A 16765-nucleotide genomic window follows, 5' to 3' on the forward strand; every position below is an offset into this window, starting at 1 on the left:
AAAGAGATCGTAATGTTTATCGTGTTAAGGATGTGATCGCTATTTAACTTTTGTGGAGTGGAGATCGTGATTTTGTGTGATGATGGGGCGATCAGTCTGTATTAACAAAGTGACTCAATTGTTATAATCATTATGAGTGAGTTCTAACCCTAATGTCAATAACCCTAGAAGAAAGAGTCGCAATCCTAGAAGCTGAAATCAACTTGATTAAAAACAAGGTGGAAAATTCAACTACTACAGTAAAACCTTGGTGGGAGCAAATCACAGGAACATTTGCTGATATCCCAGACTATGACAAAGCTATGCAACTAGGCAAAAAATATCGTGAGTCATTGCGTAAGACATCAACAAAGTCCCGCAAAAAATAGATGTACATACTCGATACCGACCATCTCAGCGTATTAGATCGTGGGGAGATTAACGCTCAACAAATGCCGAGGATATTTTTCAGACAGTCTATTTAGCGTTTAATTGACCAACAAAGTTCACAACGTACTCCACCCTTAGGCAAAGGCGATCGCTGAAATCTACCACCCAGTTTTTCCGCAAGAGCATAACCAAGTTGCGTACCCTGCTGGTCTTTTAAATTCTCTTCAGCAGTCTTTAAACCAATACCATTATCTTCGACCTTAAGAATGTAGCAACTATTAAGCTGTTCACCTGTGACGACAATGCGCGTTACCCCCTCCGCATGTTTGCCAACATTACACAAAGCCTCCTCTAACCATAAACAAAGATCGCGCTTGAGTTCTAATGTGAAGGGAAAATTATCAATGGGAGCAAAGTTTCGCACCTTTATTTGAATGGTTTGGAAGTAGGGCAAATTGCGCTTGAGGGTCAGCACATAAACCTCATGGAATAACTGATGTAGTGGTGATGTGAGATTAACACAAGTTCCTTCACCGAGGCGGAGAACTGATTCAGATATTGTAGGTTCTAAACTAAAGGAAGTCGCTAAGGGCTGAGCGGGGTCTTCATCGGTTCTGAGATTTTGTCCAACAGAACGAATTTCTGTATTTAGCTCCGTTAAGCGTTGCAATAGTTCTGAATTAGGAATTGTTTGCTCTTTTTGAACTTCTCGTAGTAATACAGCTAGAGTTTGCAAAGGTCCATTATGAATTTGCGTAAAAGCTTGCTCGATCGCCTGTTGCCGAATTGACTGTCGCTCGATAATTTGGCTGTAGTACTGAAGCCGCTCCGCATAGAGGCGATCGATAATATTTTGGAGACGGTTATAAAAGAAAATCAACACTATCTGCACTCCCATTGCAGGTCCAAGGGAAATTAACAAATCCATTCCTCGTGCCGTCAACATTTCCACAGGATGCAGAATTAGATAAATTAAGATCGGCGCAGCGATCGCAACCCAAGCAGCGATCGCCGTATATAGTAAGCGCTGTGGGCGCAAAAAAATCAGCATTATCATGGTTAACAGAAATAGTGCTGAAGTAATCGGAGGTAAACTGCCTGCGAGGGAAAAATGCGGTGAACTAAAGGCTTGGAATGTAAATAGCCAACTCGGCAATACTAAAAAAAATACTGTCACAAATAAAGCAATTCGTACTACCAGTCTTAAACTCGCTGGATTGAAATATAGATAGACCAACAAACTCAGAGAAGCGATCGCTAAAAATACTGACGCAAACAGATCAATCAGATGCGGTGCGGGCTGAAGACGATGGAGAATTGAGGCAATGGTAGCTCCAATCGTAGTCAAAGTTAAAATCGCGAGCGCTACCCGACGTTTTAGGCTATTTTGGGAATCTAAAACATTAAACATGTAGTTTTCCGACTTTTTCTAGAAACTTCAGGCTTGCGTTGTCTACAATTTCATCAATCAAGTAGCCCTTTTTCACGGGCGCGAATTTGCGTTAAGGCTCGAATATTTTTACCATCTTCAGGATATATTTCCAACGCATCTTGGATCTTAGACCAGTAGTGCCGAATCATTCGCTCAGATTTGTGCATCGCTTGGGCGATCGCCTTGTCCTGAAGCCCTTCTTGAAAAGCTAATGTTAATACCTCAATCCATTCAGGTTTGATTTCCAAGCCCATTTTCAGATCCTTAGTATGGGTCAAGCCTTGTATTGCCCACTCAATCCGCGTCAATAACACATCAATCGATAAACTTTTGTCCGCAAGGGTAAAGCCGCCCTGATGCGCTTCAATTTCAGGCACGAGCCGAATCAACGCCTTAATATTGCTACTTTGCACCATCAAATTCAAATAGGGATATTCAGCCATCCATCCTCTCAACATCGCTAAGCCATGTTCAACATGGGCATCTGTCCCCGATGTTTCTGGGATTGATAGATCAGCGATTACCAGATCTGGCAAACATTCCTCTACCTTTTGCTTTGCCTCTTGCACAGTTTGAGCAGATCTAATTTCAGCATCGGCAAAGCGATCGCGCACCAAAGCGATCGTGCCATTCAGCAGCAAGCGATGATCGTCAACAATTAAAATTTGTAACTGTGATGAATTTTGCAAGACAAATAATTTTTGAGCTGGCTTTGTTGCCTAATATACCGCTTAGCGATCGCCCATAGCAAAAATCTAATCGCATGGGCATAAACAGACCCCTATAGCGCAAGCGCAGCTTGTGCCATAGGGGTTGCCAGTTACTTAGCCAATTGAGAACTCAACCATAATATTGCTTCTTCAATACTTGTCACCTTCTCACCTTCAGGCATCTCAGGACGTTGCACCATCACAATCGGAATTCCTAATTCCCTTGCGGCAATAATCTTGGCGTAGGTTGCCTTACCACCGCTATTTTTACTCACGATCGCCTCAATCTGATATTCACGTAATAATGCTCGTTCTTGTTCTAAACTAAAGGGCCCCCGATCCAGCAAAACTTGACTATTGGGAAGTTCAATATCAGGTGGATCGATGGAACGCATCAAATACCAAGTATCTGGATAAATTTGTGATCGCTGCAAAAATGGCTCTAGTTGTTGTCTACCCGATGTAATAAATACGCGATGTACAGATGCAGGAATTACCTGAGCGGCGGCTTCCACAGATTCTACTTCAATCCAATGATCACCAGATATCTTTTCCCATTGAGGACGCACGAGCATGAGGTGAGGAATTTGGGCAATCTGAGAAGCGATCGCACCGTTTATCGTAATTTGTCCCGCACAGGGATGGGTAGCATCGATGAGAAAATCAATAGCATTCTCTCGTAAGTAATTCGCCAATCCTTCTGCACCACCAAACCCACCAATACGAACCTGTCCAACTAAAGCAGAAGGCTTTTTGGTACGTCCCGCGAGGGAGCTAATCACTTCTATTTTGGGAATACTTTCCAGTTTGGTAGCCAGCTTTACGGCATCACCCGTGCCACCTAAAATTAGGACTTTTCTCATATTAGCATTGGAAATATATAGCTCTATGCTCTAGCATTTGCCAGTCTGTTAAAGTAGGTTTTTATCTTCCTGCCAAAATGGACGGGATACCAGACAATACTTCACCAAAATGGGAATTGTGAGCAGTTTTTTAATTAATAGCAATGTACTATAGCAACCCTAAATGGTTTGTGGAAGCGCACCCCGAAGGGGTGCGCTTCCACAAACCCATATATAGCCTTTCCCAGTTTAGTGTAGATACAGCAAAACCTAGAGAAATTTTTGAAAGCGCAGCTAAGCCGCGCTTTCAAAAATTTCTCTGTACTAATTCAACCTTTAACAGGCTGTATTAGATAATCAGACAAATTTGATATTTAGACTTTCAGCCTTGTCACTTCGCCATCACAATCTCTAATCATTAAAACAATCATTACAACTACGATGCTATGCAGAAGCCAGAAATTTTAGATAATGAAGTCGAACGCCTAAAAGCACTAAGACGCTACAAAGTTTTAGATACTCTACCCGAACGCGAATTTGACGAATTAACTCAACTAGCATCCTTAATTTGTGAAACACCAATTGCCTTAATTTCTCTAGTCGATCGCGATCGCCAGTGGTTTAAGGCAAAGGTAGGTATTGATGCGGAAGAGACTTCACGCGATATTTCCTTTTGCGGTCATGTAGTCGCCAGTTCAAAAATGTTAATTGTTGAAGATGCAACTCAAGATACACGCTTTGCTGATAATCCATTAGTACTTCAAGAACCGAAAATACGCTTTTACGCAGGCGCACCCCTCATTACATCCGATGGATTTGTTTTAGGAACTCTATGCACCATTGATCTAGAACCCAAAACCCTTTCTCCAACACAGATAAAGCATCTAGAATCCCTCAGTAATCTCGTCATTAGCCAATTAGAGCTAAGAATCAAGCAGGAAAATTCGCAATTGCTCACTGCTGTAGTCGAATGTTCGAGTGATGCGATTATCACCATGACCCTAGAAGGTGTCATCAACAGTTGGAATCCTGCTGCCGAAAAGCTATTTGGCTATACCCAAGATGAAGCGATCACAAAAAATATTTCTATACTCTTTACACTAGAGCGAAGTGAGCATTCTCAACTATTAGCACAAATTAAACAGGGGGAAGGCTTAGAAAACCTCAACACTGTCTTAATCCATAAAAATGCTACAGAAATAGATGTTTCTCTGACCTTATCTCCTTTAAAAGACCAGCGAGGAAAGGCAATCGGTATATCCATAATTGTAAGAAACCTCACGGATCGCATCATCGCAGAAGTTTCCTTAAAAAGAAGCAACGACCTACTTTCCTGTATTAGTAAAGCACAGTCTCAATTTATTACTGCGGCTAATCGCTTGACTATCTTTGAAGATCTATTGAGCAGTTTATTGGATTTAACTAATAGCGAATATGGCTTAATCGGCGAAGTTCTCTTTCGTCAAGACGGTAGCGCCTTTATGGAGGACAGCTTAATGAAAATCCGAGGTGTCCCCTATCTCAAAACCCACGGTATTACTAACATTTCTTGGGATGATACCACCCAAAAATTTTATGAGGAAAACTATAAAATTGGCATGGAATTTACCAATATGCAAACCCTGTTTGGAGCCACAATTATGACAGGGCAGCCTGTAATTGCCAATAACCCCAGCACCGACCCTCGGCGTGGTGGGGTTCCCGATGGACATCCTCCGCTTAACGCTTTCTTAGGATTACCCTTTTATAAAGGTTCCCAATTAATTGGCATGGTGGGCATTGCCAATCGCCCTAATGGATATGACCAAGAATTAATAGAATATCTTCAGCCATTTTTAGTTACCTGTAGCAACTTGATAGAAGGATATCGATTAGAGCGACAACGCAATATCGCAGAATCTGCGCGGACAATGGCAGAGCGCAAAAAAGAAATTTTGCTTAAAGAAGTCCACCATCGCGTCAAAAATAATCTCATGATCGTTGGCAGTCTCCTCAATTGGCAAGGTGAATCAGTTCAAGACCCCAAACTCCTCAGCATCCTCGAAGATAGCAAAAAGCGCATCAACAGTATTGCTCTCATCCATGAAAAGCTCTACCGTTCCCCTGATTTAGCTAAAATTGATTTTGGTGAATATCTCCATAGTCTCGTTCAGCAGATTTTTGCAACCTTTAGCCTTAGTAACGATCGGGTGCGACTACGTTGTGAAGTCGCTTCGATTTTCTTAAATATTGAAACGGCTACTCCCTGCGGGCTAATTATCAATGAACTTGTTTCTAATGCTTTAGAACATGCTTTCCCTGAGCATCGCTCTGGTGAGCTTTTTGTTAGTCTCAGCCATGATGAAAAAGATCAAATTATTCTCATGGTGGCTGATGATGGGGTAGGATTTCCTAAGGGGGTTGATTTTCGCCAAACTGAGAGTTTGGGCTGGCAGTTAGTTTGTCTACTGACTGAGCAGCTCGAAGGTGATGTGCAGCTATTCCGTGAGTCAGGTACAAGGGTAGTTGTTTCTTTCTCTGAACTCAATTATCAATGGAGGTTTTAGTCATGAGTGAGCAAAAAATTTTAATTGTAGAAGATGAGTTTCTTATCGCTAGAGACTTGTCCAAAAAACTAGAAAATATGGGCTATCAAGTCGTTGATATCGTTTCTTCGGGTCAGTCGGCACTTAATGCGATCGCTGATAATCCTCCCGATTTAATTCTGATGGACATTGTGATCAAAGGCAACCATGATGGCATTGACACAGCCAAAGTGATCGAGGAAAAATTTCACATTCCCATTATTTACGTTACTGCCTATGCTGATGATGCCACCATAGATCGCGTCAAACAGACTGGAGCCTATGGCTATATCTTGAAGCCCGTCGATGAAATAGCCCTTCGTGATTCCATCGACCTCGCCCTGAAAAAGTCCCAAGAATACCAGCTATCCAAGTATCAATCACAGAGGAGATTTTGAGTTATGACGAATGAGAAAATCCTCATTGTCGAAGATGAGTTACTCATTGCTCGGGATTTATCCCAAAAACTCAAGGGAATTGGGTATCAGATTGTAGCGATAGTTTCGTCGGGTCAGGCTGCCTTAGATGTGATTGATAAGAATCCTCCTGATTTAGTCCTCATGGATATAGTCATTAAAGGCGATCGTGATGGCATTGATACGACCCAAGTTATCAATGAAAAATTTGGTATTCCTGTTATCTACATCACCGCCTATGCCGATGATGCCACACTAGATCGCGCCGAAAAATCTGGAGCCTATGGTTACATTCTCAAACCTTTCAATGATAGGGAACTTCATGCTTCGATTAAGCTAGCTTTGCACAAGGCTCAGAAGTACAAAGCACTGGAGTATCAAAGTACAAGAGACGCACTTACCACTCTCTATAATCGGCATTATTTCCAAGAGGCTTTATATCAAGAGCGCCTCAAAGCTGAGCGCCAATCTAGTTGCCTTAGTTTACTGATGCTTGATATTGACTTCTTCAAACGCTTTAATGATACGTTCGGACATGATGCAGGGGATTATGTCCTTAGAGAAGTAGGAGCACTACTAAAAAGATTAGTACGTGCCTCTGATATCGTCTGTCGCTATGGTGGCGAAGAGATGCTCATTCTCATTCCTAACTGCGACGAGATTCAAGCAGAAGTGATTGCAAATCATGTCCGCGCAGAATGTCAAGCCCTCGATCCCATTTATCAAGATCGCCACTTAGGGCAAATCACTGTATCGATTGGGGTAGCCACTTTCCCAAAGCACGCTCGCACAGAAACGGCTTTGCTCAAATCTGCTGATGATGCTCTTTATCGAGCCAAGATGGAAGGGCGGAATCGCGTACTTGTTGCTCTCGAACTAATCGATTAAGATCAAATTATGCTAACGGACAGGTTTTAAAATAGGTACTAAATTAGTGAATGCACCTGAACTTATTCTCATAGTAGATGATATACCTAGCAATTTAGCTGTTCTTTCGGAAACACTGAATGCAGAAGGTTATGATGTGGCAATCGCTACTAGTGGGGAACGTGCATTAAAGCAAATGGAACAGATCTTACCAGACCTGATTTTGCTGGATATCCAGATGCCAAATATGGACGGTTTTACGGTCTGTCAAAAGCTCAAAATTGATTCTCGAACTTGCCAAATCCCTATCATCTTTATGACCGCTTTAACTGATTTGGATAGTAAGATGAAGGGCTTTGAACTAGGAGCTATAGACTATATTACGAAGCCTTTTCAATATCGTGAAGTCATCGCCAGAATTAGAACCCATTTACAGTTAAGAAAATTAACCTTTAGTCTCGAAAAGGAAGTTTCTGCTCAGACAGCCTCACTCCAAAATGCGCTCCATGAGAAAGAAATCTTACTTAAGGAAATCCATCATCGCGTCAAAAACAATCTCATGATTGTTATCAGTCTCCTCAATTGGCAAGGTGAGTCAGTTCAAGACCCCAAACTCCTCAGCATCCTCGAAGATAGTAAAAAGCGCATCAATAGTATTGCCCTCATCCATGAAAAGCTCTACCGTTCCCCTGATTTAGTCAAAATTGATTTTGGTGAATACCTCCATAGTCTCGTTCATCAGATTTTTGCAACCTTTAGCCTTAGCCATGATCGAGTGCAGTTACGCTGTGAAGTGACTTCGATTTTCTTAAATATTGAAACGGCTACTCCCTGTGGACTGATTATCAATGAACTTGTTTCTAATGCTTTAGAACATGCTTTCCCTGAAAATCGCTCTGGTGAGCTTTTTGTTAGTCTCAGTCATGATGAAAAAGACCAAATTATTCTCATGGTGGCTGATGATGGGGTAGGGTTTCCTGAGGGGGTTGATTTTCGTCAAACTGAGAGTTTGGGCTGGCAGTTAGTTTGTCTGCTGACTGAGCAGCTCGAAGGTGATGTGCAGCTATTCCGTGAGTCAGGTACGAGGGTAGTTGTTTCTTTCTCTGAACTCAATTATCAAAGAAGGTTTTAGTTAGGGTGATCGCCTATATCCATCATCACGAATTGGCAAGGCGATCGCGCATATTTATTATTATTTATTCGCGTCTATAGATTAAAACTGTAGGGGCATTGCATTCCCACGGAAATACATAAATTTTGAGATTGTTTGAATTTGAGAATGCTTTGCCCTAAACTCGTAACGCAGGGACAATTTATGAAGATTAATCGCCCCCTAGCCCCCAATTCTGGGGGAACAAGAAAATAAAGGGCTTTCAAAGTCCCCCAGAATTGGGGGATTTAGGGGGCTTAGATAATCGAAACCTAGACGACGGGTTTGTTGTTGTAAATTATTAATCTGGCTTCGCCGCAATAGAATTTCATGGATGCTGAATTTTTGTCAGAAGTGCAACCAATGCAGCAGCAGATGCAACAGGAGGTGCAGGAGATGTATTTTGAAGAAGAAGCTCCTGATGAATCTGACTCGGTAGCCGAGGATATTGCTAACCCCGTGATTTTTGCTCGCCTTGAGAGCGAGGTGTTATCAGTCGCATTCTCTCCCGACGATGGGCGCAAGATAATTGCAGGGCTGAAAAATGGCACTTTGCAACTATTTAATGCCACTTCTGGCAAACCCATCAGGAAACCATTTCAAGGGCATGAGTCTAGGGTCAGTTCATTGGCTTTTAGCCCTGATGGCAAGAAAATTGTTTCAGGCAGTTATGACCAGACGTTACGGTTGTGGGATTTGCAAGGCAGCCAAGACGAAAAATTTTTTATAAGACAAGAAGAGAATTATGTCAATTCTGTTGCCTTCAGCCCTGATGGCAAAAAGATTGTTTCTGGCAGTATTGCCAATACACTGCTGTTGTGGGATTTAGAGGGCAACCACAATTCTTTTCAAGGACATGAACAGGCGGTCTATTCAGTCGCATTTAGCCCCGACGGCAAAAAGATTGTTTCTGGCAGTATTGATAAGACGCTGAGGTTGTGGGATTTGAATGGTAACCACAACATTTTCCGAGGGCATGAGTCTACCGTCAATTCAGTTGCCTTTAGCCCTGATGGCAAGATGATCGTTTCAGGCAGTAATGACAAGACACTACGGTTGTGGGATTTGAATGGCAAAACCCACAACATTTTCCGAGGGCATGAGTCTACCGTCAATTCAGTTGCCTTTAGCCCTGATGGCAAGACGATCATTTCAGGCAGTAATGACGAGACACTGCATTTGTGGGATTTGAATGGCAAAATCCACAATACTTTCCGAGGGCATGAGGATAGGGTTAGTTCAGTTGCTTTTAGTCCTGATGGCAAGACGATCATTTCAGGCAGTAATGACAAGACGATTCGCCTGTGGACTCTAGATGGTAATCCTCTACTTAACTTGGCAGATCGCAGCAGACAGATCGAGATTCCGCAGGGTGTTGCTAATGATTCGGCGCAGGGTGAGGATTGTCTCAACGTTCAGGATGAAATCGAGGCTATGGCAACGGTGTTGATGCTCCGCAGTCTCCAACCGCCTATGGCTGTGGGAATCTTGGGCAGTTGGGGCAGTGGTAAGTCCTTTGGAATGTATCTAATTCAGCAAAGGATTGAGGCAATTCGCAAACAAAAACTCACTAGGCTACAAGCTTGGGGCGATACAAATTTTCCCGACGACACGCAGATTATGTCTCCCTATGTGGGTCACATCTATCAAATTAGCTTCAATGCTTGGACTTATGCCAAGTCAGACCTTTGGGCAAGCCTGATGCAGGAGATTTTCTATGAATTAAACCGTCAAATCACGTTGGAACGGCAGATTGGTATTTTCCTAAGTTCCTCTACAGCGTATCAAGAGAATAAAAAAGAGAAACCAGAATCTAGCTCTTTAGAAAAATCTTCACCAACTCGCAATATAGATCGCCTTATCTATAATCCCTTCAAGAAGATAAATAAAACTATTCAGACGAGCATAGAACGATCCCAAACAGCCCTTGCAATATTCAGCCAACAAATTCTAAACTTCTGGCTCGTTCAATTTATTCTGCATATCATTACATTTGTTTTAATCATTCTTTTTCTGATTTACGCTTTGTTTGTTGACCTGTTCCATCTCGCATCAAAAATTGGCAATCCCCCATCCCCATTTATCATATGGCTGAGTAAACAGTTTAGAGCCTACTACTCTCCCAACAACTTAAAAAAGTCCTATGATTCTTGGAATGAGAGGATTGAGTCCGTCATAGAACATTTGTTATTTCTACTCCTCGATAGCTTCCCTAAGCGTTTAAAAGATAGCAAAAAGAATTTAGAAATAGTCAAACAAAGTAAAAATCCTAAACCTGCAACAAATCCTGACCCTGAAACCGATCCATACCAACAGAAAAAGTTTGAGCAAACTCTGCTAAATGGAGGCGATTTTTGGCGAGTGCTTTACCTGACAAATGACGAAGAACGCAGGGCTTTTATTGAATCCAACGATCGCCTCAAAAAATTTAAAGACTGGAAAGACCCCACCTCAAATTCTAACTACTTGTGGAATACCCTCGATAAAAGTAAACAGGAAGAACAACAGCGTTTAAAACAGCAAGAGCAGGAACTCCAGAAAAAAGAACAAGAACTGCAACGCCAACTCAAAAGCGCCGAAGCAGAAGTAAAACAACAACTCAACCACCGCAAGGCGACAGCACTCTGGACACCCATTGTCAAAGCGATTGCTCGACTCCTATTTTCTAAAGAAGAAATTGAAAAATACAAAAATGAAATTGAAAAATTAGCCGAAGCAGGTAAAACCACCAACGAAACGATCGCTTTAATAAAGAAAGTCGTCACCAGTTGGCAAGGCTTAATTGCCCTGTTCTTAATGACTCTCTTGATCGTCCTCACCCTAGATCCCGCAACCCGCACCGCAATCTTCACCGCAACTCAAAACCTGTTAGAACAAACTGGTTTAGCAAGCCTATTCGATCGCATAATTCCCACTGAAGCCAAAAACAACTTCACCGAACTTAGCCACATAATTCGTGACTGGTTCGCCAATTTCCCTCAATGGATTGAATCAATCCGCACTCAAATTCCATCAGGTGTACAAATAATCACAGCGATCGTCGCAGCCGTCACCACCCTCATCCCAATCCTCAAAACCCTCAACAATTACCTCAACTCCGTCCAAAAAGAACAAGCAAAAATTCAAAGCGATCGCGAGTTCTTACTAAAACAAAAGCAAAGCGATTCTGAAAGCCTTGTCAAAGAAGTTGCCCAACTCAAGCTCCAAGTCGCAGAACAAAAACAGCGCGTAGGACTCACCGCCAACTATGCTTCACTCATGGACTTTGTAAGCGATCGGCTCCAAGTTGACGACTATGGCAAACGACTAGGACTAATGCAACAGGTCAAGCAAGATCTCGCCGCCCTCTCCGATCGCCTTACCGATTGGCAACATAACCGCGAAGAATTAAAAAAATTCTTCCCAAGAGGTCCCGCGCGAGTCGTTCTCTACATCGATGACCTAGATCGTTGTCCACCCGATCGCGTTGTCGAAGTCCTAGAATCAGTCCAACTCCTGCTCAACACAAAATTATTCATTGTCGTGTTAGGCATCGATGATCGCTATATCGCCCGTGCCTTAGAACAAGTCTACGAAGGCGTTCTCAAGCGTGGCGGCAAACCCTCTGGACTTGACTATCTCGAAAAAATCATCCAGATTCCCTACAGAATGCGCCCCATTTCATCCTCACAGATTGACAGTTACCTTCGCGCCCAAACCAAAATAGCCAAGCCCCAAGCCCCATCAACACCTGTTGAAAAAGACGACATCCCCACAAAAATAAAACCACAGGAAGAAACACAAGAAGCGATCGCACCTTTATCAGATCTAAGTGTTCAAACTTCCGAAGTTATGGAACCTGAAGCATCTGCGATCGACACCCCAGAATCCTTAGAAAATCCACAATCCATCCCCACTCAAACCACTCAAGCATCGACCATTCAAACCCCACAAGCCCCAACTTTCACAGATGAGACTACATTCCTCGAAACCATCGCCCAAACCATCGAATTTGAAGAATCAGAATTTCAACTGTTAGTCAACTGCTGCAAACATGTTGACATCACACCCCGCACCGCCAAACGACTGATCAACATCTACAAGATCTTGCAAATTATCTGGTCAACGCGCAGTCAAAAAGGAGCAAAAGCCCCCACAGATCAAGACAAGCGCATCGTTATGTCATTTCTGGCGCTTTCAGGACGCTACCCCACCTATATGCGAAACCTATTTGAAGAAATTGACTTACTTTTTGAAGAAATGATTTCAATTGACTTACTTTTTGAAGAAATGATTTCAGAAGAATCTCCCCTTGAAATTTACCTAGAAGAACTACTCGAACCCATCAAGCCCACAGCGAAAGAAAGAGATCGCTATGCCCAGAGAGAATGGCGCAAATTTACCAACGACATTAAACGAATGCTTGAACCTGATCAAGCTCACCCCACCAAAATCAAAGTTGATCGCGAAATTTTTAACCTCATGCTCTCCTTCTGCTTTGTCGGTGATATCGGCTACGATCCCGATGATTTCGAGTCAAAGGTCTGATTAGCAAAAAACTAAGCTTTAGTATTAACCTGTTTGCGATTCGATCGCCCCTTCAGCATCATTGGCGATCGCCTTTAAGCGATCCAACATATCCGCAGTCACATCTTGCCACATCCCACGCTGATTCGCTTCTAGTAGACGTTCTGACATATCTCGCAACGCCCAAGGATTGCTAGACTTAATAAAATTCTGGACTTCAGGATTAAAAATATATGCCTCCGCAACACCCTCATACATGAAGTCAGAAACGCAGTCAGTCGTAGCATCATAGGCAAACAGATAATCAAGGGTTGCCGACATTTCAAAAGCCCCTTTGTAACCGTGACGCATTGCTCCCGCTATCCATTTGGGATTAACGACACGCGATCGATAGACTCGCGCAATCTCTTCACTCAATTTGCGAACCTTGGGCTGTGCCATCCGTGAATTATCACCAAAGTACACTTCTGGAGCGTTACCAGATATGGATTTGACAGCCGTTGTCATCCCACCCTGAAATTGATAATAATCATCGGAATCGAGAATGTCATGCTCGCGATTGTCCTGATTTTGCAGTACGATTTGCATATTACTGAGTCGCTGGTTAAAAGCTTCAGGGGCGGATTTACCCTCGGATTTACTGGTATAGGCGTAGGCACTCCAATTGATATAGGCTCGCGCTAAATCCTGCTCACTTTCCCAGTTTTGCGACTCGATCAAACCTTGCAAACCTGCACCATAGGCGCTTGGCTTGGAGCCAAATACCCGATAACGCGATCGCTCTTGGGCTTGTTCTAAAGTTAATCCTTCTCTTTGCCATTGTACGGATTCTGCTTGAACTTTTGCCGCTAGGGGATTCTGATCAGCAGGTTCATCAAGATTCGCCACTGCATTCACCGCACTATCAAATAAATCGATGAGATTTGGGAATGCATCTCGAAAGAATCCTGAAATCCGCAAAGTCACATCCACACGGGGACGACTGAGGATCGATAAAGGCAAAATCTCAAAATCCACCACGCGCCGCGATACGCCATCCCAAACAGGTTGCACGCCTAATAAAGCCAGCGCTTCAGCTAGGTCATCACCACCCGTTCGCATTGTGGAAGTTCCCCAAATCGATAGCCCTAAGGTTTGTGGATATTCGCCATGCTCTTGCGTGTAAGTTTCGATCAGCACATCCGCAGCCTTACGCCCAATATCCCAAGCGGTTTCGGTCGGTACTGCGCGAATATCGACCGAATAGAAGTTCCGTCCAGTGGGTAATACTTCGGGTCTGCCCCTTGTCGGCGCACCTGATGCGCCACTAGGTACATATTCACCATTGAGTCCGCGCAGGAGATTCGTAATTTCTTGACTAGTTTTGTAGAGAGAGGGGAGGAGGCGATCGCGAATCCATGTTAGTTCTGTTTGAATCACCAGACCCTCACCCCAACCCTCTCCCGCAGGAGAGGGAGCAAGAAAAAGATTCCTATTCCCCTCTCCTGCGGGAGAGGGTCTAGGGGTGAGGGCATCCACCAACTCCGCTGCATATTCCTCTATAACTTCTACTGCATCGCCGATAATCCGACAATTCGCTAAACGTGGATGAGAAATTGCTGGAAGTGAATCGCCTAAATTCGCAGTCAATGGATCGAAATCTAGACCCCAGTCTTGCGCGATCGCTCGCGTCAGCCCCAAACGATGAGCCGTCGGATTACGGGCGATCGCTACGACTAAATCCCTTAACTGCCGACCTTCTGGGCATTGACCGAAAATATGCAAACCATCACGAATTTGTGCTTCCTTAATTTCGCAAAGATAACCATCGGCAGTGGTGAGAATCGTATTCAGCGAATCCTCTAAACGATCTAGGGAAATTCCTAAATCATGATAGAGATTTTCCTGCTTGATGGTTTCGATCAGGCGATCGCGAATCATGCACAAGCGTGAAGGATCTAGGGTTTCTGCTTCGTAATATTCATCAATCAAGCCTTCCAATTGCTGCAAGCCACCATACAACTCGGCGCGAGTCATCGGCGGCGTGAGGTGATCGAGAATGACCGCTTGCGATCGCCTTTTCGCTTGAGAACCTTCTCCAGGGTCATTGACAATAAAGGGATAAAAATGGGGCATCGCACCAAAGGCGGCTTCAGGATAGCAATTTTCTGACAGAGCCACACTTTTTCCAGGAAGCCATTCGAGATTGCCATGTTTGCCGATATGGGCGATCGCGTGGGCATTAAACTTGTCGCGCACCCAATGATAGAAAGCCATATAGTCATGGGTTGGCTCTAAATCGGGCGCATGGTAATTGAGGGTAGGATCGAGATCGTAGCCCCGTGATGGTTGAATACCGACAAAAATATTGCCGAATTGCATACCAGCGATCGCAAATTCTTTCTCGCACTTTGGCTGATTCCATCTTGTCTGAATTCCATTTTGGACGGGTTCAGGCAAATTCTGAAAATAGCTTTGATAATCTTCTAATGCTAAAGATTGATTAACCTGACGTACTCCAAAGGATTCGCGATCATTGGTTACACCTGTAGTTAATAACTTCATCAATTCATCGCTAGTTTCAGGAAGTTCACCAACGCTATAGCCTGAACTTCGCAAAGCCTTAAGAATCTTTAAACAACTGGCTGGCGTATCTAAACCGACTCCGTTGGCTAATCTGCCATCACGATTAGGATAGTTAGCAAGAATCAGCGCAATTTTGCGATCGCCTATATCTGTATGCTTTAGCTGTATCCATTTCACCGCCAGATCTGCCACAAAATTGATGCGCGATCGCACAGGTTCATAGGTCAATACTTCCGTTTGCAAAGCGAGATTCTGACCCTGCATCGCTTTAAAGGAGACTGCCCTTGTAATAATCCTGCCATCAACTTCAGGCAAGACCACATTCATCGCCATATCGCGAGGATTTAATCCCTGTGTACCATTTACCCAAGTTTTCTTAAGTCCGCCACTAAAAATCACCTGAAATACTGGCACATTCAAAGCTTCCCAAAGATCAACCTGTGGCGTATCGGTTTTTAAACTTGCCAAAGAGAAGCTAGTCGTATTCAAAATCACATCAACCTTTTGACCAGATTCAGGCAAGCAATAGTGAATTAATTCCGCTTGCACATCGGGTTCTTTTAAGGATGAAACATAAATAGGTAAAGGTGTAAGATTACGCTCAGTTAAGGCTTTACATAAAGCTGCGATCGCCCCCGTATTTCCTGACAAATAATGAGCGCGATAAAAAAGAATCGCCACTAATCCGAGATCCCCCCCAGCCCCCCTTGAGAAAGGGGGGAGAATTTCTTTCTTCTTCCCCCTTTTTAAGGCGGATTGAGGGGGATCAAATATCCCAATCCGAGGCACGGATTGCGGAATTGCATATTCTATCGGTATCTCTATAAATTCCTTAGCAATAAACTTCAATAAATTCTGATAATTAGATATTCCTGCTTCGATGAAATATTGCCAAGCCTGATTCACCAAAGTTAGCGAGGTTGTGGAATGACTCGTTAAGCTCGGATCAGGTCGCTCATCCCCCGGCAATACAATCAAAACTGCGCCCGTATTTGCCACAGTTTCCTTAACCACCTCTAAGCCATAGCTCCAGTAAGACTGTCCCCCAATTAATCGCACAATAATGACTTTTGCTTGCTCTAAAACCTCTTCTGCATAAGTGTCGATCGCGATTTGTTGCTGCAATTGCAAGACATTCACCACCCTAATCTGTGGAAAATCTTCAGGTAAGTTTGCCGTAGCCGCCGCAAGGGTTTGGATATCCGTATCCGCAGCCGTGATGATCACAATCGGTGCAGGTTGCTGATCAACAAAAACAACGCTGTCGGTGGACTGGTTCCATCCACCTGAAATAGTGGCAATACGGTGCATTAATTAGCTAAATTAAGGATAGACATCTCCAAT

10 protein-coding genes are annotated in these 16765 nt (G+C 43.4%); 6 read left to right on the top strand and 4 right to left on the bottom strand.

Annotation, left to right across the window (positions count from 1 at the left end; genetic code table 11):
* The first annotated feature begins 152 nt into the window (after nt 1-152).
* Nucleotides 153-368, top strand: a complete 216-nt coding sequence (locus HC246_RS04390; RefSeq protein ID WP_169362332.1) for a hypothetical protein — start codon at nt 153-155, stop codon at nt 366-368.
* Nucleotides 369-460: 92 nt separating this feature from the next.
* On the opposite strand, the gene HC246_RS04395 is transcribed toward HC246_RS04390, so the two are convergent.
* The 3 genes from HC246_RS04395 to HC246_RS04405 all read right to left on the bottom strand — a co-directional run bounded on the left by HC246_RS04395 (nt 461) and on the right by HC246_RS04405 (nt 3374).
* On the bottom strand, nt 461-1780 hold the full coding sequence (locus tag HC246_RS04395) for a sensor histidine kinase (protein WP_169362333.1): 1320 nt from the start codon (nt 1778-1780) through the stop codon (nt 461-463).
* Nucleotides 1781-1833: 53 nt separating this feature from the next.
* Nucleotides 1834-2490, bottom strand: coding sequence for a response regulator (locus tag HC246_RS04400; RefSeq protein ID WP_169362334.1), 657 nt, complete (start codon nt 2488-2490; stop codon nt 1834-1836).
* A 131-nt stretch (nt 2491-2621) separates the two neighbouring features.
* Complete coding sequence (locus HC246_RS04405) at nt 2622-3374, bottom strand: cobalt-precorrin-6A reductase (RefSeq protein ID WP_169362335.1); 753 nt, start codon at nt 3372-3374, stop codon at nt 2622-2624.
* Between the two features lie 425 nt (nt 3375-3799).
* Here HC246_RS04405 and HC246_RS04410 point away from each other — a divergent pair, with 425 nt between their 5' ends.
* The 5 genes from HC246_RS04410 (at nt 3800) to HC246_RS04430 (ending at nt 12877) form a co-directional block, all read left to right on the top strand.
* Nucleotides 3800-5899 carry a histidine kinase dimerization/phosphoacceptor domain -containing protein gene (locus HC246_RS04410; protein WP_169362336.1) on the top strand — a complete coding sequence of 700 codons (2100 nt, stop codon included), beginning with the start codon at nt 3800-3802 and terminating at the stop codon, nt 5897-5899.
* A 2-nt stretch (nt 5900-5901) separates the two neighbouring features.
* On the top strand, nt 5902-6315 hold the full coding sequence (locus HC246_RS04415; protein WP_169362337.1) for a response regulator: 414 nt from the start codon (nt 5902-5904) through the stop codon (nt 6313-6315).
* Nucleotides 6316-6318: 3 nt separating this feature from the next.
* A complete protein-coding gene (locus tag HC246_RS04420) occupies nt 6319-7221 on the top strand; it encodes a GGDEF domain-containing response regulator (protein ID WP_169362338.1) in 903 nt (300 codons plus the stop codon).
* A gap of 46 nt (nt 7222-7267) precedes the next feature.
* Nucleotides 7268-8332, top strand: coding sequence for a response regulator (locus HC246_RS26685; protein WP_169362339.1), 1065 nt, complete (start codon nt 7268-7270; stop codon nt 8330-8332).
* A gap of 348 nt (nt 8333-8680) precedes the next feature.
* A complete protein-coding gene (locus HC246_RS04430) occupies nt 8681-12877 on the top strand; it encodes a P-loop NTPase fold protein (RefSeq protein ID WP_169362340.1) in 4197 nt (1398 codons plus the stop codon).
* A gap of 24 nt (nt 12878-12901) precedes the next feature.
* On the opposite strand, the gene cobN is transcribed toward HC246_RS04430, so the two are convergent.
* Nucleotides 12902-16732, bottom strand: a complete 3831-nt coding sequence (gene cobN, locus HC246_RS04435; protein WP_169362341.1) for a cobaltochelatase subunit CobN — start codon at nt 16730-16732, stop codon at nt 12902-12904.
* Nucleotides 16733-16765: the final 33 nt, after the last annotated feature.

It is taken from the genome of Pseudanabaena yagii GIHE-NHR1, assembly GCF_012863495.1.
Taxonomy (GTDB): domain Bacteria; phylum Cyanobacteriota; class Cyanobacteriia; order Pseudanabaenales; family Pseudanabaenaceae; genus Pseudanabaena; species Pseudanabaena yagii.